This window comes from Bartonella sp. AA9NXGY (assembly GCF_042196845.1).
Lineage (GTDB): Bacteria > Pseudomonadota > Alphaproteobacteria > Rhizobiales > Rhizobiaceae > Bartonella.
Window position 1 is genome coordinate 214449 of record NZ_JBHIRB010000002.1, and the last position, 24554, is coordinate 239002.

14 protein-coding genes and 2 tRNA genes are annotated in these 24554 nt (G+C 36.1%); 8 read left to right on the forward strand and 8 right to left on the reverse strand.

Features of this window, described 5'->3' with window-relative positions; all coding sequences use genetic code 11:
* Positions 1–518 precede the first annotated feature (518 nt).
* A complete protein-coding gene (gene gpsA, locus ACFIM6_RS02000; RefSeq protein WP_375611436.1) occupies positions 519–1526 on the forward strand; it encodes an NAD(P)H-dependent glycerol-3-phosphate dehydrogenase in 1008 nt (335 codons plus the stop codon).
* A 1842-nt stretch (positions 1527–3368) separates the two neighbouring features.
* Here the strand turns inward: gpsA and fabI are convergent.
* Genes fabI through fabA form a run of 3 tightly spaced genes read right to left on the reverse strand, consistent with a single transcriptional unit; the run spans position 3369 to position 6023 of the window.
* Positions 3369–4187 carry an enoyl-ACP reductase FabI gene (fabI, locus tag ACFIM6_RS02005; protein ID WP_375611437.1) on the reverse strand — a complete coding sequence of 273 codons (819 nt, stop codon included), beginning with the start codon at positions 4185–4187 and terminating at the stop codon, positions 3369–3371.
* Between the two features lie 48 nt (positions 4188–4235).
* Positions 4236–5456 (reverse strand): beta-ketoacyl-ACP synthase I, encoded by a 1221-nt coding sequence (gene fabB / locus ACFIM6_RS02010; RefSeq protein ID WP_375611438.1) that lies wholly within the window; start codon positions 5454–5456, stop codon positions 4236–4238.
* A gap of 57 nt (positions 5457–5513) precedes the next feature.
* A complete protein-coding gene (gene fabA, locus ACFIM6_RS02015) occupies positions 5514–6023 on the reverse strand; it encodes a 3-hydroxyacyl-[acyl-carrier-protein] dehydratase FabA (RefSeq protein ID WP_273722474.1) in 510 nt (169 codons plus the stop codon).
* A 233-nt stretch (positions 6024–6256) separates the two neighbouring features.
* On the opposite strand from fabA, the gene irrA reads away from it, so the two are divergent.
* Positions 6257–6769, forward strand: a complete 513-nt coding sequence (gene irrA, locus ACFIM6_RS02020) for an iron response transcriptional regulator IrrA (RefSeq protein WP_375611439.1) — start codon at positions 6257–6259, stop codon at positions 6767–6769.
* A gap of 46 nt (positions 6770–6815) precedes the next feature.
* Here irrA and ACFIM6_RS02025 read toward each other — a convergent pair whose 3' ends face one another.
* The 4 genes from ACFIM6_RS02025 to ACFIM6_RS02040 form a co-directional block, all read right to left on the reverse strand.
* Positions 6816–7382, reverse strand: a complete 567-nt coding sequence (locus tag ACFIM6_RS02025; RefSeq protein ID WP_375611440.1) for an SH3 domain-containing protein — start codon at positions 7380–7382, stop codon at positions 6816–6818.
* 1470 nt (positions 7383–8852) lie between these two features.
* Positions 8853–9086 (reverse strand): 30S ribosomal protein S21, encoded by a 234-nt coding sequence (gene rpsU / locus ACFIM6_RS02030; protein ID WP_012754552.1) that lies wholly within the window; start codon positions 9084–9086, stop codon positions 8853–8855.
* Positions 9087–9271: 185 nt separating this feature from the next.
* Complete coding sequence (locus ACFIM6_RS02035) at positions 9272–10945, reverse strand: formate--tetrahydrofolate ligase (protein ID WP_375611441.1); 1674 nt, start codon at positions 10943–10945, stop codon at positions 9272–9274.
* A gap of 756 nt (positions 10946–11701) precedes the next feature.
* Positions 11702–11778 (reverse strand) — tRNA-Arg (locus ACFIM6_RS02040).
* 367 nt (positions 11779–12145) lie between these two features.
* Here ACFIM6_RS02040 and ACFIM6_RS02045 point away from each other — a divergent pair.
* From ACFIM6_RS02045 to pgi, 3 genes are all read left to right on the forward strand, one after another.
* Positions 12146–13285, forward strand: a complete 1140-nt coding sequence (locus tag ACFIM6_RS02045) for an efflux RND transporter periplasmic adaptor subunit (protein WP_375611442.1) — start codon at positions 12146–12148, stop codon at positions 13283–13285.
* Positions 13282–16416, forward strand: a complete 3135-nt coding sequence (locus ACFIM6_RS02050; protein WP_375611443.1) for an efflux RND transporter permease subunit — start codon at positions 13282–13284, stop codon at positions 16414–16416. The genes ACFIM6_RS02045 and ACFIM6_RS02050 overlap by 4 nt, the downstream gene beginning before the upstream one ends.
* A gap of 189 nt (positions 16417–16605) precedes the next feature.
* Positions 16606–18270, forward strand: coding sequence for a glucose-6-phosphate isomerase (gene pgi, locus ACFIM6_RS02055; protein WP_375611444.1), 1665 nt, complete (start codon positions 16606–16608; stop codon positions 18268–18270).
* A gap of 347 nt (positions 18271–18617) precedes the next feature.
* Here the strand turns inward: pgi and ACFIM6_RS02060 are convergent.
* Positions 18618–18707, reverse strand: a tRNA-Ser gene (locus tag ACFIM6_RS02060).
* A 285-nt stretch (positions 18708–18992) separates the two neighbouring features.
* Here ACFIM6_RS02060 and rplU point away from each other — a divergent pair.
* The 3 genes from rplU to ptsP all read left to right on the forward strand — a co-directional run bounded on the left by rplU (position 18993) and on the right by ptsP (position 23690).
* A complete protein-coding gene (rplU, locus tag ACFIM6_RS02065) occupies positions 18993–19472 on the forward strand; it encodes a 50S ribosomal protein L21 (RefSeq protein ID WP_375611445.1) in 480 nt (159 codons plus the stop codon).
* Between the two features lie 12 nt (positions 19473–19484).
* The gene (gene rpmA / locus ACFIM6_RS02070; protein WP_273723965.1) at positions 19485–19754 is read left to right on the forward strand and encodes a 50S ribosomal protein L27; all 270 of its coding nucleotides are present in this window, start codon (positions 19485–19487) and stop codon (positions 19752–19754) included.
* Positions 19755–21158: 1404 nt separating this feature from the next.
* Positions 21159–23690 carry a phosphoenolpyruvate--protein phosphotransferase gene (ptsP, locus tag ACFIM6_RS02075; protein ID WP_375611446.1) on the forward strand — a complete coding sequence of 844 codons (2532 nt, stop codon included), beginning with the start codon at positions 21159–21161 and terminating at the stop codon, positions 23688–23690.
* Positions 23691–24554 lie beyond the last annotated feature (864 nt).

Consider the following 24554-nt stretch of genomic DNA (forward strand, 5'->3'; position numbering starts at 1 on the left):
GCACCTGGTTCAGAAATGCCTATGGGGCAGGGTCTAAGTACGCAAACTCCTGTAGATCAAGCACCTGGTTCAGAAATTCCCATGGAGCAAGGTCCAAATACGCAGTTTCCTGTGGAGTAGTTGTTAGAAATATCTACGGAGCTGATGCGGCATGTATCAGCTTCGTAGAAGAAATTTGTAGGATATAAAGCAGGAGATAAGTACAAGATATCAGTGGAATGAGTATCATTATTTTGAATATACTTTTAATTTAAAAGAGAAAGTCCGTGGGGTATTTAGCCAATCTTTAATTTTTGAGACAAATAGCTATTTGTAGAATATACAAAAAGTGATGTTTGTAAAATTTACTACAAAGAAAGAGAATGTGCGAAACAAATTTTTATATTGTGTGAGATAAAAAAGCTACGAAGCAGTAATATTTTTAGATTTAAAGAATTTATATTAAAGATAGCATTAAAATTATTGTAATAATAATATGCAATTGAAATCAAAAATTTAGAGAATAATCAGAAAATTTAATGAAAACCGTTGCAATGACAGTTATAGGTGCTGGTTCTTTTGGTACTGCATTAGCGATAGCTCTTGCCCGTAATGGTCATAATGTTTTACTTTGGGGGTATAGTCCTCAACATATCAAAGAATTACAGGAACAACGTTGTAATCAAGTATATTTACCCGATGTTCGATTTCCTGAAAATTTATTACTTGAAGCTTCCCTTGAAACTGCAATAACGGCAAGTCACAATATATTAATCGCTGTTCCAAGCCATGTATTTCATCAAGTTTTGTATAATATTCAGCCTTATTTAGATCAGCATTCACGCGTTATTTGGGCTACAAAAGGTTTAGAACATGGTACTGGACGTTTCTTACAAGAGGTTGCTCGTGAGATTTTAGGTGAAAAAATTCCTTTAGCTGTTTTTTCTGGACCAACTTTTGCTCAAGAACTAGCTATTGGTTGGCCTACTGCAATGACGATAGCAGCTTCTGATGTTGAGTTTGGTAAAGAATTGCAGCAACTTTTTCATTGTGACAAAAGTTTTAGAGTTTATAAAAGTTCAGATATGATTGGTGTTCAATTAGGGGGGGCAGTCAAAAATGTTATTGCTATTGGTGCAGGAATATCAGATGGCATAGGTTTTGGGGCAAATGCACGAATAGCTCTTATCACACGAGGACTAGCTGAAATCAGTCGTTTAGGGGAGGCTATGGGTGCTGAGCTTTCCACATTTATGGGAATGACAGGCTTAGGTGATCTGGTTTTGACATGTACTGATAATCAGTCGCGTAATCGCCGTTTTGGAATACTTCTTGGTAAAGGAATAGATATAAAAGAAGCAGAAAAACAAATTGGTCAGGTTGTGGAAGGATACTTAAATACCAAGGAAGTATATACGTTGGCGCAGCGTATTGAGGTAGAAATGCCCATTGTAGAACAAATTTATCAAATTCTCTATTGTGGTAAAAATATAACTGAAGCGGCAAACACATTACTAAGCCGCGCCCTCAAGGACGAAATTCAATAATATCCTGTTTTTTAATAATTCCAATCGTAAAAAATAGAAACATGCTATGATAGACATATAAAATAGATTTTATTGATGGTTGTATAAGGCAGTCATATTCCAGAAAATTATAGATTCATATCATTCGATTCTTTATGAAACATGGCTGAAATATAAAAGTTTTGGCTTTTGTCTAAGAGCTATCTCTTTTAAGATAAATTATCGTTTCCACTTACACATGTTTATGTAATGTAATGAACAAGATATTTTTATTGTCTCTTAAATTCATCTCACAATGATATTTGCAAACAGAATAGTACAAGACTCATTAGGTAGAAGCATCTTATTTATGTAACGTATAAGCTAAGAATATCGGGGCAGGGATATTGTGAATCTCTGTTTTTGTAATTCTTTAAAACAAGAAGACAATCTAATTTGGGAAGAAGATGAAATTTTAAAGCTGAAAATCTGTTCCCATTTCTACAATCATTTTTAAATTCAGTTTTACGCTATCTAAAGCAATATCTTTTAAATAATGGAGATTATCTCACACCTTTATTTTTCTCATTTTCTAATGAAAGCATTTTTCTGATGTGTCAGGTAAAATAGAACGTCCAAAAAAACACGATTGCTGTTATATATTCACGTGCTTGTTTTAAAGAGACCTCTCTTAAAAATCCTAAGTCCAATTTGCGACGGTGACTGTGAATAGTGTAACCGATAAAGCTATTGTGCACATCCCCATCTTTATGTTTATGAAGGAGGAAGCCGAGCATCATTACTCCCCAATGTTGAAACAGCTCTTGGCACTTGAAGCTGTTCAGTAGAGATATTTAAGCCTTTTATTTTCTCACATGTCAATTCTGTTTTTTATATGCAAGAAATGATTTTTGGAATTATAACTTTGAAAGTCTAAGATTGAAAAAATGTTATTGTACTTGTTTGTGACTGTCAGTTAAACTGAAAAATAATGTGATTATAAAGATAAAAAATTGATTTATATAAATAATTCATTTTATTTTTGTATTGAGTTAATTAAAAATATATGTTTGCTTGTCACAAGCGGGTTAGTATGTGGATAAAAATTATTAAAGATACTTCTAATGAATCATCTCAAGTGTCAAGGGTTGTTTCAATATTAGAACATGGCAAGTAAAATGACGGTGTCGGTTTGTCATCTGTATAAACATTAAAATGGTGGTAAAAAAAGGATTTTATGTACTTCACAAGGATTTTTTATATGTTCTACAGGTACCATTGTGAAATGGAATGGCGTGCATTGAGAGATATCTTTAAAAAATGCATGAAGGAGAAACAGCTATAGTGTTTTTGGGTGTTCTATTTTACCTGACACATCAGAGCAATGCTTTCATTAAAGAACAATAGTAAGATTAATGATTGATTTCTTTACGCCTTCATATTCATCCTAAATTAGATTGTATTTGCGTTTCAAGAATAAATCAAACGGTAGGAATATTTTTTTCAATTTGCTACACAAAAGCTGAAACTAAGGGTTTTAATAATTCTCTAATCTCTGTTTCAAACTGCGGTGGCATGAGGGTTGGATATTGATTTATAAGCAATGGCAAAAGCGTATGCTTTAGTAAGGTAAATAACGTCATAAAATACACACTTTATCAACCATGGATTGAAGAAATATTCCGGCTTTTATAAAATATTTTGCGAAACAAGGCATCGTACATCTGGTTTTGTATTGACTTATTCTTACAAACATTTGCACATATTCCTTACGTCATATTATTATAAGTCAATACACTATTATATAGCTGAGAAAGTACTCAATACCCGATTAAAGCACTATGTACATGATTGATTTTCTTTTTTAGTGCAATGAAATAAATTTTATTCTTCTTGGGAATCGTCACTTTTTTTCAGTTCTTCAAGTATTGGCATAGACATGATGTTATAGCCTGAATCAACATAATGGATTTCACCTGTAACACCTGATGATAAGTCAGAGAGTAGATAAAGAGCAGATTTTCCAATTTCATGAATATCTACGGTACGCCGTAATGGGGCATTACGGCGTTGATGTGAAAATATTGCCCGTGCAGCTGCAATACCATTACCTGCTAAAGTTCTAACAGGACCAGCGGAAATCGCATTGACACGAATATTTTGAGGACCAAAGTCCGCTGCTAAATAACGTACCATAGCTTCTAAAGCTGCTTTAGCAACACCCATGATGTTATAATTAGGCACAACTTGCTGTGAAGCACCATAGGTAAGAGTTAAAAGTGCTCCTCCATTCGGCATAAGCTTACCCGCGCGCTGGGCAATTTCAGTAAAGGAATAAGCTGAAATAACCATCGTGCGTTGAAAGTTTTCACGTGTTGTAACATCAACGTAACGCCCTTTTAGTTGAGTTTTATCTGAAAAACCAATGGCATGGACAATAAAATCAATTGTTTTCCATTCTTTTTCAAGTTGCTCAAAGACGTAATCAATATTTTCACTTTTTTCAACGTCACACTCTAGCACTAATTTGCAGCCAAGTTTATCTGCTAGGGGATGAACACGTTTTCCAAAAGCATTTCCTTGATAAGTCAACGCTAATTCCGCTCCTGCTTGTGCGAGCTGACAGGCAATGCCCCAAGCAATTGAATGGTCATTCGCAATTCCCATAATAAGGCCGCGTTTGCCCTCCATCAAACCTTTCATATTATTCTCCGTAAGACCGTACTTTTTTCAATTACTAAGAGCTTTTGTTTATACATAACGTTGGAAAACAAGCGTTGCATTGGTACCGCCAAAGCCAAAAGTATTCGACAATACGGTATTCAGTTGTTGATGATCACGTCGTTCACGAACGATTGGCATATCAGCAAAAGCTGGATCAAGTTCTTCAATATGGGCACTTTCACAAATAAAATTATGATTCATCATTAACAATGTATAGATTGCTTCGTGAACACCTGCTGCTCCCAAGGAATGTCCTGTTAGAGACTTGGTAGCGGAAATGGGGGGGCATTGATCACCTGCTCCAAAGACACGACGGATAGCTTCTATCTCAGGAGGATCACCAACAGGAGTTGCTGTCGCATGGGGATTGATATAATCAATTTTATTATTGATTGTTGCAAGAGCCATGCGCATGCACCGCTCTGCTCCCTCTCCTGATGGGGCAACCATATCATGTCCATCGGATGTCGCACCGTATCCAACGATTTCTCCGTAGATTTTTGCACCACGTGCTTTAGCAAGTTCTAAATCTTCAAGGACTAAAACGCCAGCCCCTCCAGCAATGACAAAACCATCACGATTAACATCATAAGCACGTGAAGCTTTGTGAGGGGTGTCATTATATCTGCTGGACATAGCACCCATGGCATCGAATAAAACAGATAGTGTCCAATCCAAATCTTCACAGCCTCCGGCAAAGATGCGCTTCTGTTTACCATATTGAATCATTTCGTAAGCATTACCAATACAATGATTGGAGGTAGCACAAGCTGAAGAGATTGAATAATTGATCCCCTTTATTTTAAAGAAAGTTGCTAATGTTGCAGATGCTGTAGAACTCATCGCTTTAGGGACAACAAAAGGTCCAACACGTTTTGGGCCTTTTTGGCGTGTAATGTCAGCAGCTTCTACGATTGAATGTGTTGAAGCACCTCCAGAACCCATAATAATACCCGTGTGTTCGTTCGATACTTCATGCGGTTCTAGACCCGCATCAGCAATTGCTTGATCCATGGCGATATGATTCCATGCTGTTCCACGCCCATGAAAACGTAGAGCACGTCGATCTACGAGTTCTTCTATATTAATATCGGGCTTGCCATAAACTCTGCTACGAAAGCCTAATTCAGCATATTGAGGTGCGTAAGAAATTCCGGATTTTGCTTCACGTAAACTGGTTAAAACAGCTCCAGGGTTATTTCCAATTGCGGAGACAATTCCCATTCCGGTTACAACAACTCGACGCATTCATACCTCCTCGTTCCATACAGAATAGTGAAAAGTTCTTTCTGACGGAAATAACGTTCAATCTTCTTTGAATAAAGCAACGCGTAAATCGTTCGCCTTATAAATAGTCTCTCCATCTGCTTTTAGCCACCCATCAGCTATTCCTAAGACTAAATTTCCACGTCGAATACGCTTAAAATCTATTTCATATTCAAGAATTTTGGTTTGTGGAGTTACCATCCCTGATAACTTTACTTCACCTGTTGATATTGCTCTTCCTTTACCTGGTTCGCCTAGCCAACCAAGAAAAAAACCTGTTAATTGCCACATACCATCCAGTCCGAGACATCCTGGCATGACGGGATCGCCTATAAAGTGACAATTAAAGAACCACATGTCTGGTGTAATGTCAAATTCGGCGCGAACCATTCCTTTATCGTATTTACCATCAGTTTCACTAATTTGAGTGATTCGATGAATCATCAACATTGGCGGTGCTGGCAATTGCGCATTACCTCTACCAAACATTTCGCCGCGAGCGCAGCTTAGAAGCTCTTCATATGTGTAGCGAGACTTTTGTTCAGCCATTGTTACTCCATTTATTTGCATATATCTTTAATTTCTGCGCTTTTCCCAACCTACTTTTAGAGCAAATTTTAAAGAGAGGGAAATGATTTTATATCATTTTTAATGACAAAAGCCTTTTTTTATGTATTCTACATAGGTAATTATTTAAAAATGGAATACAAGGTTACACCATACTATTCCCATTTTTTTGTATTTTGATCTTATTTAGCAGGAATGTATTTGGGTTTGTAATTATGTCAGTGAGTGCAGACAATTTAGATATGAATGAAGAGCAGCAGTTCACAAAAGAGTGTGGAAAAATTGTGCAATATTATTCCATTTCTATGTTAGAAAAACGTTTGCGTCAAAATGGTCTGCGTCCAACACGTCAGCGGTTGGAACTTGCACATATGATTTTTTCTCAAGGAAATCGTCATATTACTGCTGAAGAGCTCTATGAGGAAGCGATGAAGGCAGGTGTACCTGTATCTTTAGCAACGGTTTATAATACGCTTCATCAATTTACGGAAGCGGGATTATTACGGATTATTGCCGTAGAAGGCTCAAAAACTTGGTTTGATACAAATACCTCTGATCACTACCATTTTTATATAGAAGGTGAAAATCGTATTCTTGATATTCCTTACAATTTGGAAGAATCTCCCATTATTAGAAATTTGCCTAAGCCACCAGAAGGTATGGAAATTTCACATGTTGATTTAATCGTGCGATTGAAACCAAAAAATCAATCTTGTGATAGGCAGTGAGGATATTCAATGAGGAATAAAAATTAAACTTGTTGAGTTTGATTATTCACCAGCCTTTTACTTTTACTTTTTCATCAGGATAGATTCCCCATAACTGGGGTTGTTGAAGCCATCCGCGTGTATTATTAATGTTTAATTCGCACCATTGTCCATCACATTGGCGGATATTACCAATGACATTAGGTTCTACTTCTGCCACAAGTTCTGCGTTGTCGGTGGGATTTTTTCGTAGCATTAGTCTTTTAGTTTTATCTTTTTGCCATGGAATAGTTATAGCAGTTCGCTTTCCCGATAAAAGCGATTGATACACCCACCCCTCATCGCCTTCGGCATCACGAATTTTGCGCCATTGATCATATTCTTGAATGATTTCAATAGGTAAGCCCTTCTTTTTGTAGGTAAAAATGATAGAATAGTTGCTTCCTGGTCCGACGCGTACATTAACGCTGGTGGGTTTAATCGAAGCAAATCGCGGAAGTGGTAAACCACTGGGCCCTAAATTTTGATTAAATGTTTGTGCATGCAACAAATGAGGTGAAACTAATACAATGACTGTTGCTATTAAGATACATGATGCGAGTATTGAAACGCGAAACAAACGAGAATTTTGCACACCGAACTCCTTTATTTCATCATATATTGGAAATTTAAAATCTGAAAGATAAGACTGGAAACTGATAAAAAGTATGACACACTGCTCGTTAAAGAGATCTAAACGATGAGAAAATTGCTACAAAAATATCAAAATAAGGAAAACAAAAGCTTGTATCTCTTTTCTGGGTTTATTTTTCGAAATAAAAATATAGGTATACATATTATGAACAAAAAACTGTTCAGTGAAGGGGTTATTGTATAGCTTGAAAAGAAATTTTAAATGAACCAAATAATACGATGAATGAAACATTTAAGCGTAAAAATATGAGCAACATTATAGAGTAGATTGATATATGAAGGGCTAACAGAACACTTTTTCGTGATAATCCATTTTATAAAATTTGCTATAATCTTATGCCATGATAATGCTTATCCGTATTAGTAGATAAGCTGGCTCCATTGTTCTATTTACCAGCTTTCAATGTTATGCAGTTCCTATTATTTATGGTGTTCATAGGAAGCCTTTTTGTTTTTTCTTAAATAGCTTTTATTCTATTTGCGTACGAATCCCGCTTATGATGTACAAGAAAATAATCTTCATTGATTCAATATGAGAAGGTGTTGAGAAATTTTATGTTATTAAGAATTATTACTTAATATGAAAAATGATTACTTATAATAAAAAATCTCCGCGTTAAAAACTTTAACTCGTTATTTAAATTTTAAAAACATTTCCATCAAAAATGGTAATAAAAGGCACATTCATCCATATTAAAAAACAGTGTTTTCTCTGTTTATTATCAATTTTCTTTTCTCTAACTCAGTATAGAAGAAAGTTGAATGAAATAGAAAGGCTTATTCGATACACTGATGAGGGTAATTACATAAGTGATGAATAGAAGAATTTTATCAAGAAAAAAGAATCTGTAGTGCAGTGGTTGAAATTCGTCATCCTTTAGAGAGACAGAATCAAGGGATATAAAAGTTATGGAATTATATCGTTTTGTTACATAACTGAAGGTAAAGAGGATTATGCATTTAATATCATATACTTACACACAATCGCATATGGCGATAGTTGTTTTTGTTTTGTAAAAAGACCTAGGATGATCGAAAGATGTAGAATATTTAATGACAAAAAAGAAATTCATCATGAAATTTATACATAAGAAGCGGTTATTTAAGAGATATCCAGAAGGAAAAAATTATAGCGAGAAGTGATAATAAAACATCCCGCACTCAATTTACATAGGAAAAAGTCGCTTAAATATCTAAAGTGTAGTTTGTTATCTATTTTTTGAAATATAAGAGTGAAATAAAAACCACCTCTATGATAGAAACCTTATTATTTTCAAATAACTAACATATTAGATAACATTGTATACAAAAAAATACACACACGCAATTCATCGCAATCGCCTATGAAGATAAAATTTTCTAGTAGCTTACTATCTATTGCTTATGCAATTATATAATATCATAAAGTATATTACTTTACCGCAACAGTTCGTCCGTTACTAACAAAACCTTCTCTTTGTGCACGCTTACGAGCAAGCTTGCGTGTACGACGAATAGCTTCAGCTTTTTCACGAGCACGCTTCTCAGATGGCTTCTCATAATAACTACGCATTTTCATTTCACGGAAGATACCTTCACGCTGCATCTTTTTTTTCAACGCGCGGAGCGCTTGATCAACATTATTATCACGAACGAGTACTTGCACTATTTATCCTGCTTTTTTCAGTGTCACAAATAATAGGAAAACCTACGTCCTTTTAAAGGCATATCCAAAAGGACAGAAACTTATACCATATAAATAAGACATTTGTCTATATCGCTTTTAAAAATTCTATTTTTTTTGTAATAAAATGCTTTTTATAATGAATGATAGATTTCATGATTATAAACTTATGAAAGTCCTTGTATTTGATCATTTTCGTCAAGATGAATTTTTTCAGCCGTGGGATAATGGGGTAGTCCCGGCATGGTCATAACATCTCCACAAATGACAACAATAAAGCCGGCTCCCGCACAGAGACGAACTTCTCGTATGGGAATTTCAAAATCAACAGGAGCTCCGTATTGCTTGGGATCAGAAGAAAAAGAATAAGGTGTTTTGGCCATACAAATAGGGTAGACGCCAAAACCTTCTTTTTCCCAAGTTTCAAGTTGTTTGAGAATAGGGGCTGAGATGATGGCGCCACGTCCACCGTATAGCTTTGTTATAATACAATTAATTTTTTGAACGAGTGGAATATCATCTTGATAGAGAACTTTAAAATCAGAATCGTGCTTTTCAATCAAGGTAACGAGTTCTTGTGCAAGTTCTATAGCGCCTTTTCCACCTTGTTCCCAATGCTTACAGATAATAGCTTTGTGTCCAGTTGTTGCAACTATTTTTTGTAATGTTTTTATTTCAGCATCGCTATCGCTGTCAAAATGATTGATAGCCACAACACAAGGAATACCGTAGTGCTTCATATTTTTTATGTGTCGTAAAAGATTGGCAGCTCCTTTTTCTAAAGCGGTGATATTTTCTTCTGTCAGGTTATTTTTATCCAGACCACCATTCATTTTTAATGCACGAATAGTTGCGACGATCACTGTAGCATTTGGTACAATACCTGCTTGCCTACATTTGATATTGAAGAACTTTTCTGCTCCAAGATCTGCTCCAAACCCTGCTTCTGTGACAACATAATCAGCAAGTTTTAAAGCAGTTTTTGTTGCTATAACTGAATTGCAACCATGAGCAATGTTGGCAAAAGGTCCTCCATGAACGAGAACAGGATTATTTTCAATTGTCTGTACGAGATTGGGTTGTATAGCATCTTTGAGAAGAACTGCCATTGCACCTTCCGCATTGAGATCAGCAACGGTGATGGGCGTTTTATCATAACGATAAGCAACAATAATTTTTTTGAGTCTTTGTGTAAGGTTTTCTAAATTTTCAGAGAGACAAAGAAGCGCCATAATTTCTGATGCAACAGTAATATCAAAACCTGTTTGGCGTGGAAAACCATTTGTTATGCCCCCCAATGAAATGACAATATCGCGCAATACACGGTCATTCATATCAAGAACGCGTTTCCAAACAATGCGACGTGGATCAATGTTTAGAGTATTTCCCCAATAAAGATGATTATCTATCATTGCGGCAAGAAGATTATGAGCAGATGTAATAGCATGAAAATCACCGGTAAAATGTAAATTAAGGTCATCCATTGGAATGACTTGTGCATAACCACCACCAGCAGCACCACCTTTTACACCAAAACAGGGACCTAAAGATGGTTCTCTCAAGGTAGCTATTGTTTTTTTACCAATAAGATTAAGAGCATCACTTAGTCCAACAGTTGTTGTTGTTTTGCCTTCTCCGGCAGGTGTGGGATTGATAGCTGTGACAAGGATAAGTTTACCATCTGGATTTTTATTAAGCGATTTTATGTATTCAGAAGAAATTTTAGCTTTATCATGACCATAGGGAATGAGATTTTCATGTGAGATACCAATTTTTTGTGCAATTTCAATAATATGTTGCTTTTTAGCAGTGCGAGCAATTTCAATATCAGTTTTAGGCATGGAAAAATTCTTTAAATTCAGCTTTTATTAATGTTTGGGATCTGTACCCCATGGATTAATTAGAAAAATTCATAAAGAACAGAAAAATATTAAGATATCATAGAAATCGTTGATATGCCATGCAAGAGATAATGCTAAAGAAGCACAAGAAGAGTTTTATTGTTTTTTAGGAAAAAGAATCACTTTGCTTTTAAGCAGTAAAAATACGTTTAATTCAATTAAAAATATTACAAAAAGAAGCTGTGGTTTGCAACAAATGCTGATGATATTAATGGATACCATAAGTGTTTCATAGTAGTACGTTTGAGAAGTAGTTTATTTATTCTTTCCAACAACACACTGAAAAAGTTTCACATGGTGGTAAACCGGAATTTATGGCGGCACATCTGAAGTCCCTCTTAAGATGGGACTGCTAGGAATAAAATATCCAGAAACATCCAGTTATGAAACAATTAGAAATAAGCACGTAAAAAATTACCTAACTGAGTAGAGAGTATAATCCGGAAGAGACCAAAAACAAGCGCATAGATTGAAAAAAGAAAACAACAACATACGCTACTCATGCAATCGCTACGATTATAAGCTAATAAAAGCACCTTAGAGCTGAATTGAAGGACTCATAACATCTTATTCTAGCAAAATGGCTAAAGAAACGACTCACAACAGAATGAAATAACAAAATACAAAGATAGGTAAAAATAAATCACAAAATAAAGAATTTAAAAAGTCTGACTTTATAAGTAAGATATTGATAGATGGCGCACCCGAAGAGATTCGAACTCCTGACCCCCAGATTCGTAGTCTGGTGCTCTATCCAGCTGAGCTACGGGTGCATACATTTCAATTTTTTACATTGTCTAAGACAAAGGGTTCCTAATCGTTTCATTAAAGAAATGCAAGTGAAACTTGAGTCGTCATAAAAAAATCTCTCTTTTTTTATGATATATTTTAAAAAAGGATATAATATATTATGGCTTCAGTTGGTTTTGATATGAACATTTTTTTGTCATGACCATACAAAGCAATATGAACGATAGTTAACTTGACGTTTTAATCTATGAAAGATAGTCAAGCAGAGATGAGATGTGTTTTTTGCGGTGGGGATAAGATATACACACCCGCTGTTGGGTTTTTGTGTAAAACGCCGGTATTACTGTTGAAAACTATTTCAGATGAACATGACACAGCAAGGGCGGATGTATGGCGTTATTAAAAAAGAGCTTTCCATTAGTGTTTTTAATCGTTGTTTTAACGGTTACTTATTGGGCTGGAAAAAAGAGTGCAGACCAACCCATTTCTATGGTGGATAAAACAAGAGTATCGGATAAAGCTTCAAATGAAAAAATGGGAAGGCCACCGGTAAAGGTTGTCGTTGATCTTGTAAAAATTCAAGATTTTTATGAACAACTTAACGTTCTTGGGAGTGGACAAGCACTTGCAGAAGTCGAGCTTACCCCTTTATCTCCAGGTGTTATTGATAAGCTTTTTGTGTCAGCGGGTACAAAAGTACAAGTAGGTGATGTGATTGCAAAGCTTGATTCTAAAAAAGAGGAAATAGCGGCTGCAAAAGCAAAAGTACAACGTGATAATAATGCGTTAACGCTTTCGCGTATTCTTAAGTTACGTGCCAGCAATACAGCAACGGAAGTTCAAGAAATTACAGCACGCTTAGAGTTGGATAACGCAAATTTAGTTTTGCGTAATGCTGAATTAGATCTCGATCGGCGAACAATTCGTGCACCGATTCCTGGAGTTGTTGGTATTTTGCCCGTTGATGCAGGGAATAACGTGACCCTTAATACTGTAATAGGCCGTATTGAGAATAGAGAACGTATTTTGGTCGATATATGGGCCCCTGAACGGTATGTGTCGCGCATCCATAAAGGAGATGAGGTAACGGCAACGTTAATCGCGCAGCCAGATAGATCTTTTGTTGGTCATATTTATGCGATTGATAATATCGTTGATCCAGAAAGTCGCACACTTCATGCTCAGGTTGAAATCAATAATGAAAAAGATACGCTCATGTCTGGTATGTCTTTTTCTGTTGCCTTGCAATTTCATGGTGGTTCTTTTCCTGTCGTTAATCCTCTTGCAGTTCAATGGAATAGTAAAGGGTCATTCGTTTGGCGTGTGAGAGAAGGGAAAGTAGAGGCTATACCCGTATCAATTATTCAGCATAAAGCAGATCAAGTTTTCGTAAAAGCACCCCTAGAAAATGGTGATCAAGTTGTCATTCAAGGAGTACAAATGCTTTATCCAGGAAGTAAAGTAATGATTGATGACCCAAAGTCTCATCAACAGCAATTACCAGTAGTTTACGGAACGGATATACAATGAGCCAAGAATTGAGCACAAAACAGCCGATGTCACAGGTCGAGCAAGGTGGTCTCATTACCTTATTTATTCGCAGACCGGTTTTTACTTTTGTTTTAAATGCTATGATCATCATTGCAGGATTTGCAGCATGGTTAAATGTTGATGTAAGAGAATTACCCGATGTTGATACTCCCGTAACAACGATTGTGACGGTGTTTTCAGGTGCGTCGGCAGAAACAATTGATCGTGAAGTTACAAAAATTATAGAAGATGCTGTTTCTCGTGTTTCAGGTGTTAAGACGATTTCTTCAACGTCTTCTTTTGGGCGCTCCCGTGTGCAGATTAATTTTAATGTTGGTGTTGATTTGAATGTTGCAGCATCTGATATTCGTGATGCTCTCTCCCGTATTACCTATTCTTTACCGAAAGATGCGGATTCGCCTTTGATTATTAAAGCAGATTCGAATGCTGCTGCCATGATGTATTTGGTTGTGACGTCACCAACAATGAGTGTTGATGATTTAACCACGATTGTAAACGATCAGATTGTTGATGCAATTTCTGCTGTTGATGGTGTTGGTGATGTACAGGTCGATAGTGCTCGCACAAAGATTTTTCAGATTGATATAGATCAAGCAAAACTTGCCAGTTATGGATTAACTGTAGCAGATATTTCACGTGTTCTTGCTGATATGACAACGGATGTGCCAGTAGGATCATTACGCAATTCTAAACAAACTTTAGTTGTGCGTGCTACTGCACGTTTAACAACACCAGAATCTTTTGAACAAGTTGTTTTAAAGCCTCGTGTGCATCTTGGTGATGTTGCGCATGTTACTTTATCGCCGGATATAGAAACGGTTATTCTTCGTATTAATGGAAAGACAGGTATTGGATTAGGGATTGTGCGTAAAGCACAATCCAACACTCTTAATATTTCTGAAGGTGTGAGAGCCGTTGTTGATAATCTCAAAAGTATTGTTCCTTCTTCTGTACATATAGACGTTATTAATGACGATGCAATTTTTATTAAAAGCGCTCTTCATGAGGTTGAAGTTGCGTTGGTTATTGCTATTTTGAGTGTTATCTTAGTCATTTTTCTTTTTCTCAGAGACATTCGTGCAACACTGATACCTGCTGTATCTCTTCCTGTCGCTTTGATTGGTACCATTGCAGCTATTTATCTTGTAGGATTTTCATTGAATATTCTCACATTTTTAGGACTTGTTTTAGCAACAGGGCTTGTTGTGGATGATGCTATTGTTGTTCTTGAGAATATTGTTCGGTGGCGCAACATGGGTTTAGGGTCTAGGGCTGCGGCGGTGATAGGAACACGTGAAGTATTTTTTGCTGTTTTAGCAACAACATTGACTTTAGTGGCTGTGTTTGTTCCTATTTCCTTTCTTCCTGGGCAAGTTGGAGGTCTTTTTAGAGAATTTGGTTTTGTTTTGGCAATTTCTATTTTGCTTTCTTCAGTTGTTGCCTTAACGCTTTGTCCCATGTTGGCTTCGCGTTTTCTCAAAGAACATATTGAGGAGAAAGAGGAAGAGTCCCATCATTTTGCTTTTTTATATAAATTAGGTACTTTTTTTCATAAGGCATATACTTACAGTTTGCATAAGTGTTTAGAAAAGCCTTGGGCTGTTGTTTTTGCTTCACTTATTTTTGCGGGTCTTTGTGTTGGAGGCTATACGAAGCTACAACAGGAATTAACGCCAGCAGAAGACAGAGCTGTGATCTTTTTGGTTATTAATGGACCACAAGGTATTTCAACACAATATTTGAACGAGCAAATAGAGCAAATTGAAGCAAGTCTACAGCCATTACGTGATGCAGGGGAGATTGCTAACAGTTACTCTATTGCGGGTGCTGGCGGTTCACCCAATACTGCTTTTTTAATTTTATTGCTTTCATCTTGGGATAAACGTTTACGGAGTCAGCAAGAAATCGTGAAAGATATTAATGAAAAAGTTAAACAGTTTCCCGCAGTTTTTGTGTTTGCTGCGCAGGGAAATTCTTTGGGTGTGAGAGGAACTGGGCAAGGATTACAGTTTGCAATTCTTGGCAATGATTATGCAACATTACAACCCATTGCTGATAAGCTGGTGAGTACTTTACAAGATGATCCGCGTTTTATTCGCCCACGCCTTACTGTTGATGCAACACAACCGCAATTTTTCATTGAAATCAACCGAAAAAAAGCCTCCGATTTAGGGATTGATATCACCAATTTGGGCGATACATTACAAGCAATGTTGGATGGTAAAAAGATTGGTTCTATTAACGTGGATGATCATTCTTACGATGTTAAATTGATGTCGCGTAAAAATTCTATGAAGAGTCCTAATGATTTAGAAAACATTTTTTTAAAGACCAAAGACAATCGATATGTTCCTTTATCGGTTATTGCGCGTTTACATGAAAAAGCTATCTCTCCCCAATTAAAACGGGAAAAACGCATGAGTGCTGTTATTTTAAGCGCAAATCTTGCTCCGGGTATTGCTTTAGGGGAAGCTTACCAAACGGTACAGAAAATTGCTTCTCCTTTGTTATCGAAAGGGACCTATGTAGTTCCCTTAGGGGAAGCTGAAACACTTAATGAAACATCCTCCAGTTTTATGATTGTTTTTGGCATTGCCTTTTTGATTATTTTATTGATTTTGGCTGCTCAGTTTGAAAGCTTTATTTCAGGATTTATTATCATGGCCACTGTCCCATTAGGGATTGGTTGTGCTGTAATTGCTATGCTATTGAGTGGTGTGAGTCTGAATATTTACAGCCAAATTGGATTAATTTTGTTAATTGGTGTTATGGCAAAAAATGGTATTCTTATTGTTGAATTTGCAGATCAATTACGTGATCAGGGAAGAAGCGTGCGTGAAGCCGTAGAAGAAGCAGCAAACATTCGCCTTCGTCCAGTTTGTATGACAATGATTTGTGCCATTTTAGGAGGTATTCCTTTGGTTTTAGCCAAAGGTGCTGGCGCAGAGGCGCGTATAGCTTTAGGTTGGGTTATCGTGGGTGGCTTAGGTTTAGCAACTATTTTTACGCTTTATGTCACACCGGTTGTTTATCTTTTTTTAGGGCGTTTTATAAGACCAAAAGCAGAAGAAGATTTACGTTTAACAAAAGAACTCAATCAAGTTAAATGACGTATATGATAGAAAAGATTTGAAAGTTTATTCTTGTAAAAATATCATTTTCGGATCTTATCCTTTTATTTTGTATATTCTTTCATTTTTATGTGAGCAGTAAAAATAGCGAGCAATAAAGGAGGTGTTTTCTGCTTTGTTATTGTTTGGGCATAGATTTCATTATCAATAACCGTATAGGATAAGCTTATGGGAGATAGCTTTTCGATTCGAAATGAAATGGCTTTTGAAGCCACATTAAAAGCTTTAAGAAACCATGCTGCAAAGGATGGGGTCTATGATATTCGTCGGCATTTTGTAGAAGATGAACAGCGTTTTTCCCATTTTTCTCTCAGACTTGATGATCTTCTTTTCGATTTTTCAAAATGTGGTGTGACATTTAAAACATTGCAACTTCTAGATGATTTAGCGGTCGCAGCAGATGTGTTAGGCCGGCGTGATGCAATGTTTTCTGGTAAGGCGATTAATACAACTGAAAAACGCTCAGTTCTTCATATTGCATTACGTTTACCTGCTGATGAAATTTTCATGTTGGATGGTCATAATCTTATTCGCGATATTCAAGACGTCCTTGACGATATGGAAAGATTTTCTGAAAAGGTGCGTGATGGAAGCTATAAGGGAAGCAGTGGCGAGAGAATAAGTGATATTGTCAATATTGGTATTGGTGGTTCTGATCTTGGTCCTGCAATGGTCACGTATGCTTTAAAACCTTATCATGATGGTCCACAGTGTCATTTTGTTTCGAATGCTGACAGTGCCCATATTTCTGATACTCTCTCTATTTTGAATCCAGCAACAACGCTGTTTGTCATTGCTTCTAAAACTTTTACAACGGCTGAAACAATGGTCAATGCTCAAGTTGCACGTCAGTGGATTTGTTCACATTTAGGAGAAGAAGCCGTTTGTACGCATTTTGTTGCTGTTTCAAGTGCGCTTGATAAAGTGGCAGAATTTGGCATAGATTCCACAAGAGTTTTTAAATTTTGGAATTGGGTTGGAGGACGTTATTCAATTTGGTCAGCCATTGGACTTGTTGTTATGTTTGCAGTAGGTGGTGGAAATTTTCGCCAATTTCTCAATGGTGCTTTGCAAATGGATCAACATTTTAAAACTATGTCTTTGCATAAAAATATTCCTATTCGTTTTGCTCTTTTAGGATTCTGGCATCGTGTTATTTGTGGTTATTCATCACGTTCGATCATTCCTTATGCACAGCGTTTAATACATTTTCCAGCTTATTTACAACAGCTTGATATGGAATCAAATGGTAAGCAAGTCTCGCTGGATGGAAAACCATTAAGTTTTTCAAGTGGTCCAATTGTTTGGGGGGATTCAGGAACAAATAGTCAACATGCTTTTTTTCAGCTTCTGCATCAAGGAACAGATATTATTCCTGTAGAATTTATTTTATTTATAAAAGGGCATGAGAAAAAATTACATTCTATGTATGAGATGTTGCTAGCAAACGGTTTAGCACAATCAAAAGCCTTGATGAAGGGGCGTAGTCTTGAAGATGCTCGGCATATCTTGATAAAAAATGGAGTTGATGAGGGTGAAGCAGACCATTTAGCACGTCATAGAAGTTTTAAAGGAAACCGTCCCAGCATTACGCTGGTTCAAGATTCATTAACACCTTTTGCACTCGGTCGTCTTATTGCGCTTTATGAACATCGCACTTTTGTTGAAGGGATTTTAATGAATATTAATTCATTTGATCAATGGGGTGTTGAACTTGGTAAAGAATTAGCAAACGAGTTACTACCAATTCTTCGTGGAGAAAGTAAAGCGGATAATCGTGATAGTTCAACATTAGGGTTGCTAGCACATATTCAAGCAAGACGTGCAAAATAAATATAATTTTACAGTAGGTTTTGTACTAACTAAGCAAAAGTAGAATGAGAGAGAAATATGAGATAATTCTTTAATTTTACTATGCCTTCTCTTATTATCTGGATTAGATTTATGTAACAGAAAATCAAAAAAGTGCAAAAATTGTAAAAATGAGAATTTATTCGCAAAAACGATAAAGACCTTTGAGAGGTCTTTGAAGACCCTTTGAGAACCCCTTAAAAACTCTTTGAAAAAAATAAATTGGTACAAAACCTAGTGTCAAAATATACAAAACCCGCTGGCAAGCTACAGCTACAACCGGAAAGCTAGGATTAAAGACAGTTTTAATAATATCGCTTTATAAACTGTGGCGGAGAGAGAGGGATTTGAACCCCCGATAGAGTTGCCCCTATGCCGCATTTCGAGTGCGGTGCTTTCAACCACTCAGCCATCTCTCCATAATAAAGTGAAACAAAAATCGGCACTATTTGAGTGTATAAGGGGTAGATAACCTTCAATTGTTTTTGGTACAACCTTTTTTTCTTTTTTATGGGACTTTATTGACAGAGAATAGAAATTCCTTCATATATACAAAATATAAGCGTGGGGAAATCTGCGCATATTTGTGTTGAAGAAGGTTTTATCCTTCTTTGGGATCTATTACGACTGATAAAAAGCAGCCTATTTTCCCTTATTTCAAGGCAGAAATTAAATAAGAGCTGGAGTGAACGGAAGGATAAAAAATGTTCGCAGTCATTAAAACTGGTGGTAAGCAATACCGCATTGTTGCTAATCAAGTGGTAAAAGTTGAAAAAGTTAGTGGAAATGCGGGTGATGTGGTTGAATTCAATGACATATTAATGGTTGGGCAAGAAGGTAATGCGGTTATTGGTACCCCTGTCGTTGCTGATGCATTGGTGACAGCTGAGATTTTAGAACAGGCACGTGGGCGCAAGGTTATCGCATTTAAGAAGCGCCGTCGTCAAAATTCTAAACGCACGCGTGGCCATCGTCAAGAATTTACGAGGCTTCGTGTTTTAGAAATTTTAATGGGTGGTTCAAAACCTAAAAAAGTTGCTGCGAAACCTATAAAAGAAGAAGAAACTACACCAAAAGAAACAAAAGCTGCTGCTTCTGTTGAGAAGACGGCTAAAAAAACGGTTGAAAAAAAGACTGCGTCGCAGAAGAAAGCATCTGTAGCATCAAAGAGTAAGAAAGATTAAAGGAGAGCGTCTATGGCACATAAAAAAGCTGGTGGTTCCTCGCGTAATGGTCGTGATTCAGAATCGAAACGTCTAGGCGTTAAAAAATTTGGTGGTGAAACCGTTATTGCCGGAAATATTATTATTCGCCAGCGTGGTACACGTTGGCATCCTGGAAACAATGTCGGCATTGGAAAAGACCATACGCTTTTTGCATTATCAAATGGAAAGGTTTCTTTTCAACGCAAAGCGGGTAATCGTTCCTATGTTTCAGTCATTCCTATGGTGGAGGCAGCAGAGTAATCTGTAACACTCTCTAGCCATCAACGGGATTTCATTGAATTGTAGTTGTGGTTTTATAAGTATTCAAAGGGAAAGATGAATCTCATCTTTCCCTTTTTGCGTTGGTACTATAATAAATGTAGAAGATAAAAAGGTAGAATCGGGGAAATGGCTTTTCTCAATGAGGGAAAAAGTTTGTGCGCTGTTATGTTAGTATTTAAGTACTGAACATATTGATATTATGATAGAGTTTGTTGATAAGTTTCTGTATAATAATCAGTGAGGAGAGACTTTCTTTTTATGTATGAAGAAGCGTCGAGTAATTTCTTATAAGAGAAGCAGTTTGTTTTCAGAAAATTATGAGAAATTTAATGAGAGCATTATTGATGTAATCATTTTGATAAAGATGGATCTTTTTATCGGCATTGTGGTATTGATGAGTTGTCATACTGTTTTTAGGTGGTAGTGTGGGTAGGTGGGGCTATTCATTTAAAAAGACATAGGGATAAAAAATCCATAAGAAGGTAGTCAAAACTACTTTGAAAGTGACGTGCATTAAGGAATTTTCGGTAAATCGAGAGTGAAATTATATTTTTAAGGAGTACGGTGTTTAAAGATATAAAAATAACCAACTTGCAATCAGCGCCCTTCAAGAATATTTTTTCTGATTTCACTATTATTGTGTATTGTTGAAAATAGACAAGCATAAGAGCTAGGGTTAAGGCAATAATTGCTTTTCATTTTTTACTTTATTTATCTTATTTGTAGAGTTTTTCTTGATTTTAGTAGTTGGTGATGGTGCTTGGGGGGGGGATGTCGTACTTTGCAAATGTGCGACAGAGGGCATTGTGTATTTGCGATATTGATTGAAGTAAAGGTGTAGCTTAAAATATATAAATATTATATATCGAGAGTTTGATATCATAAGATGGGTAGCACGGAATTTTAAAGATGATAAGTTGCATGGAGCAATTTGTAATTATGTAATGAACTTATAAAGAGGGATAATAGGTTAAATAAACTTTGAGGAATCAATTAAAATATTAGCTGAAGTTACGGATGATTGGGAAGGATGCTTTCTTGTAGGGAGAATAGTGAAAAGTTATGTTGGATAACTTAGGATAATGAGAGCATTTTGAAAGCATAGTTTTTCAGGTGATTAGTGCTGTAAAAAACGGGGTTTTGTCTTTGTAAAGTAAAAGAGTAAGAGGCGGACTTGTTTATGATGGTTTTAAGCACTTAGGTGGATAATAATATCTAATTGTTTTATCGGTTATATTGAGGTATTTAAGCACCTCACTTAGCTATATTCTGTAAATATAAAGAGAGCTGTGGTGGTATTTATAGCTTGTATTTTGGGAAATGCAGCTTTGAAAAGGAATGTATCAGAGATATTGGTGTTCAAATGTGAGGCAATTTGAATTCATGATGAGATATGAGAAAGCAGAAGCAATGAATGTAGATTTTACTGATGGTGAAATCTTGTCTATAAGATCTGTACAACTTGCAGCTGCTTTTGATCATAAAAATGATGCAATTTATGCTGCTGCTGAATTGCTTGTGCAGGTTGGTGCAGTTGATAAGTGTTATCTGGCAAGTATGCTTGCACGTGAAGAAACAACCAATACTTGGCTTGGAAATGGTATAGCCATTCCTCATGGTATGGCTGAAAATCGTGATTTAATTATCAAGGATGCTGTTGCTGTTATACAGGTGCCTGCTGGTGTTGAGTGGCAGGATGGCAAGAAAGCATATTTGGTTATTGCCATTGCAGCGTGTCCAGATCGCTATAGAGAAATTTGTAAAAAATTGACGTCTCTTTTATTTGATAAAAAACAGCTTGAAGTACTTGCAACAACTATGGACAAACAGCAAATTGTTACAACTTTGTTTGACCAAGAGATGAAGATAGAAAAAACTTTTATTGGTGACCTTTCGGTGTGTCAGGAATGGACTTTAGATTATCCAAGTGGTCTTCATGCACGACCAGCTTCTCTATGGGTTGATTTTGCGAAAAAGGCTCAAAACTCTATCAGAGTTCGCCATGGTCAATATACCGTTGAAATGAAAAATTTGGTTGGTTTATTGCAATTAGGAGCAAAAAACGGTGATGTTCTGATTTTTTCTACAGATGCTACAGAAGGAGCACAACTTCTCAATGATGCCATTGCTATTGCAAAAAAAGTGAGTATTAGTGAAAAATGTCTGATGAGAGCAATGGAATCTCAAACAAAGGCTTTTCATGGTTGGTATCCACGCTCTATGCAAAAAGGCATTTCTGGTGTTGGAGCGAGTTCAGGATTAGCATTTGGTAAGATTTTTGTTTTAAGGCAAAATGATATTTCCATAATAGATCAGCCAATTGATTTTGCAGCTGGTGCAGCATGTCTTGAAAATGCTCTTACAAAAACAAAACATAAAATGGCATCTGTGATTTCTGATATTACAGTGCGTATGGGAGCAGATTCTGCTGCGATTTTTTCTGCGCAAATGGTTTTGCTTGAAGATGAAAATTTAATAGCTCAAGCTTGTCGTTTTATAGCGGAAGGTCATGGTGTCGCTTGGTCTTGGGATAGAGCGGTTCGTCAATTTTCAGATATGTTTTTTAAGGTAGATAATCCTTTGTTAGCAGCACGTGCTGTTAATTTAGTTGATGTTGGTCGACGTGTTTTAGGTGAAATCAATCCATCCTATAGATCGTTCTTTTTAAATGATATTCCACATGGTGTAATTCTGGTTACAAATGACCTTTCTCCTTCTGATGTAGCACAACTTGATTGTACAAGGGTAAAAGGATTAGCAACAGCATGGGGAGGTCCATTATCTCATACAGCTATTTTGGCGCGTACTCTTGGTATTCCAATGGTTGTTGCTGCAGGTGATGATATTTTAGCAATTCAGTCTGATATTCAGGCTATTATTGATGGCGATAACGGGTTTATTTACCTTAATCCTACGCTTGAAGACGTTGAAGATGCTCAAAGGCATATTGATACTGTTGCGCAAAAACGTGTCAGTGAAATAAATGCATGTAGATTACCAGCGCAAACGACAGATGGTCAAAGAATTCGTATCATGGCTAATGTCAACTACGCAAATCAGGTTCCTGTTGCGCTTGATTTAGGGGCTGAAGGTGTTGGACTCATGCGCACGGAATTTTTGTTTTTAGAGAATCCATATATTCCAGATGAAGAGCTACAATTTAATATATATCGGGCGATGATTACAGCTGTAGGAGATAAGCCATTAATTATTCGTGCACTTGATATTGGTGGAGATAAACAGGTTACGCATTTACATTTATCTAAAGAGGACAATCCTTTTTTAGGTGTTCGAGGAACGCGGCTTTTGTTACGTCGACGTGATCTTTTGGTGCCTCAATTACGTGCTTTATATCGAGCGGCAAAAGAGGGTGGAGATCTATGGATTGTGTTTCCGATGGTCATGTCTGTTTCAGAGATTGTCGCTATAAAAAAGATTGCAGAGGAAATCCGCAACGATGTTGATGCACCAAAATTAAAACTTGGTATTATGATCGAAGTTCCAGCAGCGGCCATTATGGCAGATGTATTAAGCGCCCATGTTGATTTTTTTTCAATTGGAACCAATGACCTAACACAGTATACAATGGCTGTTGATCGGCAAAATCCGTACCTTGTGTCTGAAGCTGATAGCCTTGATCCAGCAGTTTTGCGTATGATTTATCAGACTATTCAGGGAGCTGCACAACATAAGTGTTGGGTGAGTGTATGTGGTGGTATGGCTGGAGATCCTTTTGGTGCAATGATTTTGACTGGATTGGGAATTAATGAGCTTTCTATGATATCTTGCGATATTTCTCCAGTAAAGGCGTGTTTACAGACTCATAGTTTTGAAGATATGAAAATTTTAGCACAAAAAGCATTACAATGTGAAACTGCACGAGCTGTACGTGCTCTAAGCAAGGATATAAGGTAATAAAGAACATTAAGGGGAAAGAACGAGCTGCATTTTGCAGACTAATCAGATCTTTAGTGTTGTAAAACATTAATACAGTATATTAATTTATAATGGTAATTTATCGTTTTACATAATGAGAAACCTGAATATTGTAGGGTTTTTTCGTTTTAAATTTCTCTATATTTAATTAATAAAAATTACTCTTTTATACATTACAAGGAGGAGTAATGTATGGATAAAAACACTCTAAGAAAGAATAAATTCCTTTTATGCATTCTCTCAAATAGCAATAGATATTGTAACATTAGGCGACAAATAGCGTGATAGTACTTGGCTTTTACTTTTTATTTAAGGAAAGATGATGTTATCCAATAGATTTTATACCATTCATAGATACCGTATGAGGTAGATGTGGCAAGCTTTAAGAGATGTTTTTTTACAAACGTGTGGATGAGAAAGAAAATAGTATTTTTAGAGTATTCTGTTTTGTGATGAGACCATATCACGCTTAAAGAATGCGATAATCAAAAGTATAAAGTAATACGTAATTTTTTTAAATAATGGAGACTACTTTAGATATTTTGAAAACTGTAAAGCTGAATTTAAAAATATATGGTAAAAATGAAAACAGGTTTGCATTTTTATGATTTTGTATTTGATCAAAATGAGACTATTTTTTCATTTTAGAAAATAAAATATATTCATACATATTAAATTAAAAATGCAAAGTTTTTTTCTGAATTTTATTTTCTTTAGTATCAACTAAATATAGAAGCGTGAAATTGAATAGAGGATTTAGAATAGGGCTTATTATGTAATCCTATGAAAGAGAAAACTGATACCATCACGCTATTTTACAGCTCTCAATGTTGCAAAAATTCG

What these genes read in the sequence shown, in the direction of transcription:
- gpsA (WP_375611436.1), top strand. Translation starts at nt 519, where the DNA reads ATGAAAACCGTTGCAATGACAGTTATAGGTGCTGGTTCTTTTGGTACT.
- fabI (WP_375611437.1), bottom strand. Translation starts at nt 4,187, where the DNA reads ATGAAAGGTTTGATGGAGGGCAAACGCGGCCTTATTATGGGAATTGCG.
- fabB (WP_375611438.1), bottom strand. Translation starts at nt 5,456, where the DNA reads ATGCGTCGAGTTGTTGTAACCGGAATGGGAATTGTCTCCGCAATTGGA.
- fabA (WP_273722474.1), bottom strand. Translation starts at nt 6,023, where the DNA reads ATGGCTGAACAAAAGTCTCGCTACACATATGAAGAGCTTCTAAGCTGC.
- irrA (WP_375611439.1), top strand. Translation starts at nt 6,257, where the DNA reads ATGTCAGTGAGTGCAGACAATTTAGATATGAATGAAGAGCAGCAGTTC.
- ACFIM6_RS02035 (WP_375611441.1), bottom strand. Translation starts at nt 10,945, where the DNA reads ATGCCTAAAACTGATATTGAAATTGCTCGCACTGCTAAAAAGCAACAT.
- ACFIM6_RS02045 (WP_375611442.1), top strand. Translation starts at nt 12,146, where the DNA reads ATGGCGTTATTAAAAAAGAGCTTTCCATTAGTGTTTTTAATCGTTGTT.
- ACFIM6_RS02050 (WP_375611443.1), top strand. Translation starts at nt 13,282, where the DNA reads ATGAGCCAAGAATTGAGCACAAAACAGCCGATGTCACAGGTCGAGCAA.
- pgi (WP_375611444.1), top strand. Translation starts at nt 16,606, where the DNA reads ATGGGAGATAGCTTTTCGATTCGAAATGAAATGGCTTTTGAAGCCACA.
- rplU (WP_375611445.1), top strand. Translation starts at nt 18,993, where the DNA reads ATGTTCGCAGTCATTAAAACTGGTGGTAAGCAATACCGCATTGTTGCT.
- rpmA (WP_273723965.1), top strand. Translation starts at nt 19,485, where the DNA reads ATGGCACATAAAAAAGCTGGTGGTTCCTCGCGTAATGGTCGTGATTCA.
- ptsP (WP_375611446.1), top strand. Translation starts at nt 21,159, where the DNA reads ATGATGAGATATGAGAAAGCAGAAGCAATGAATGTAGATTTTACTGAT.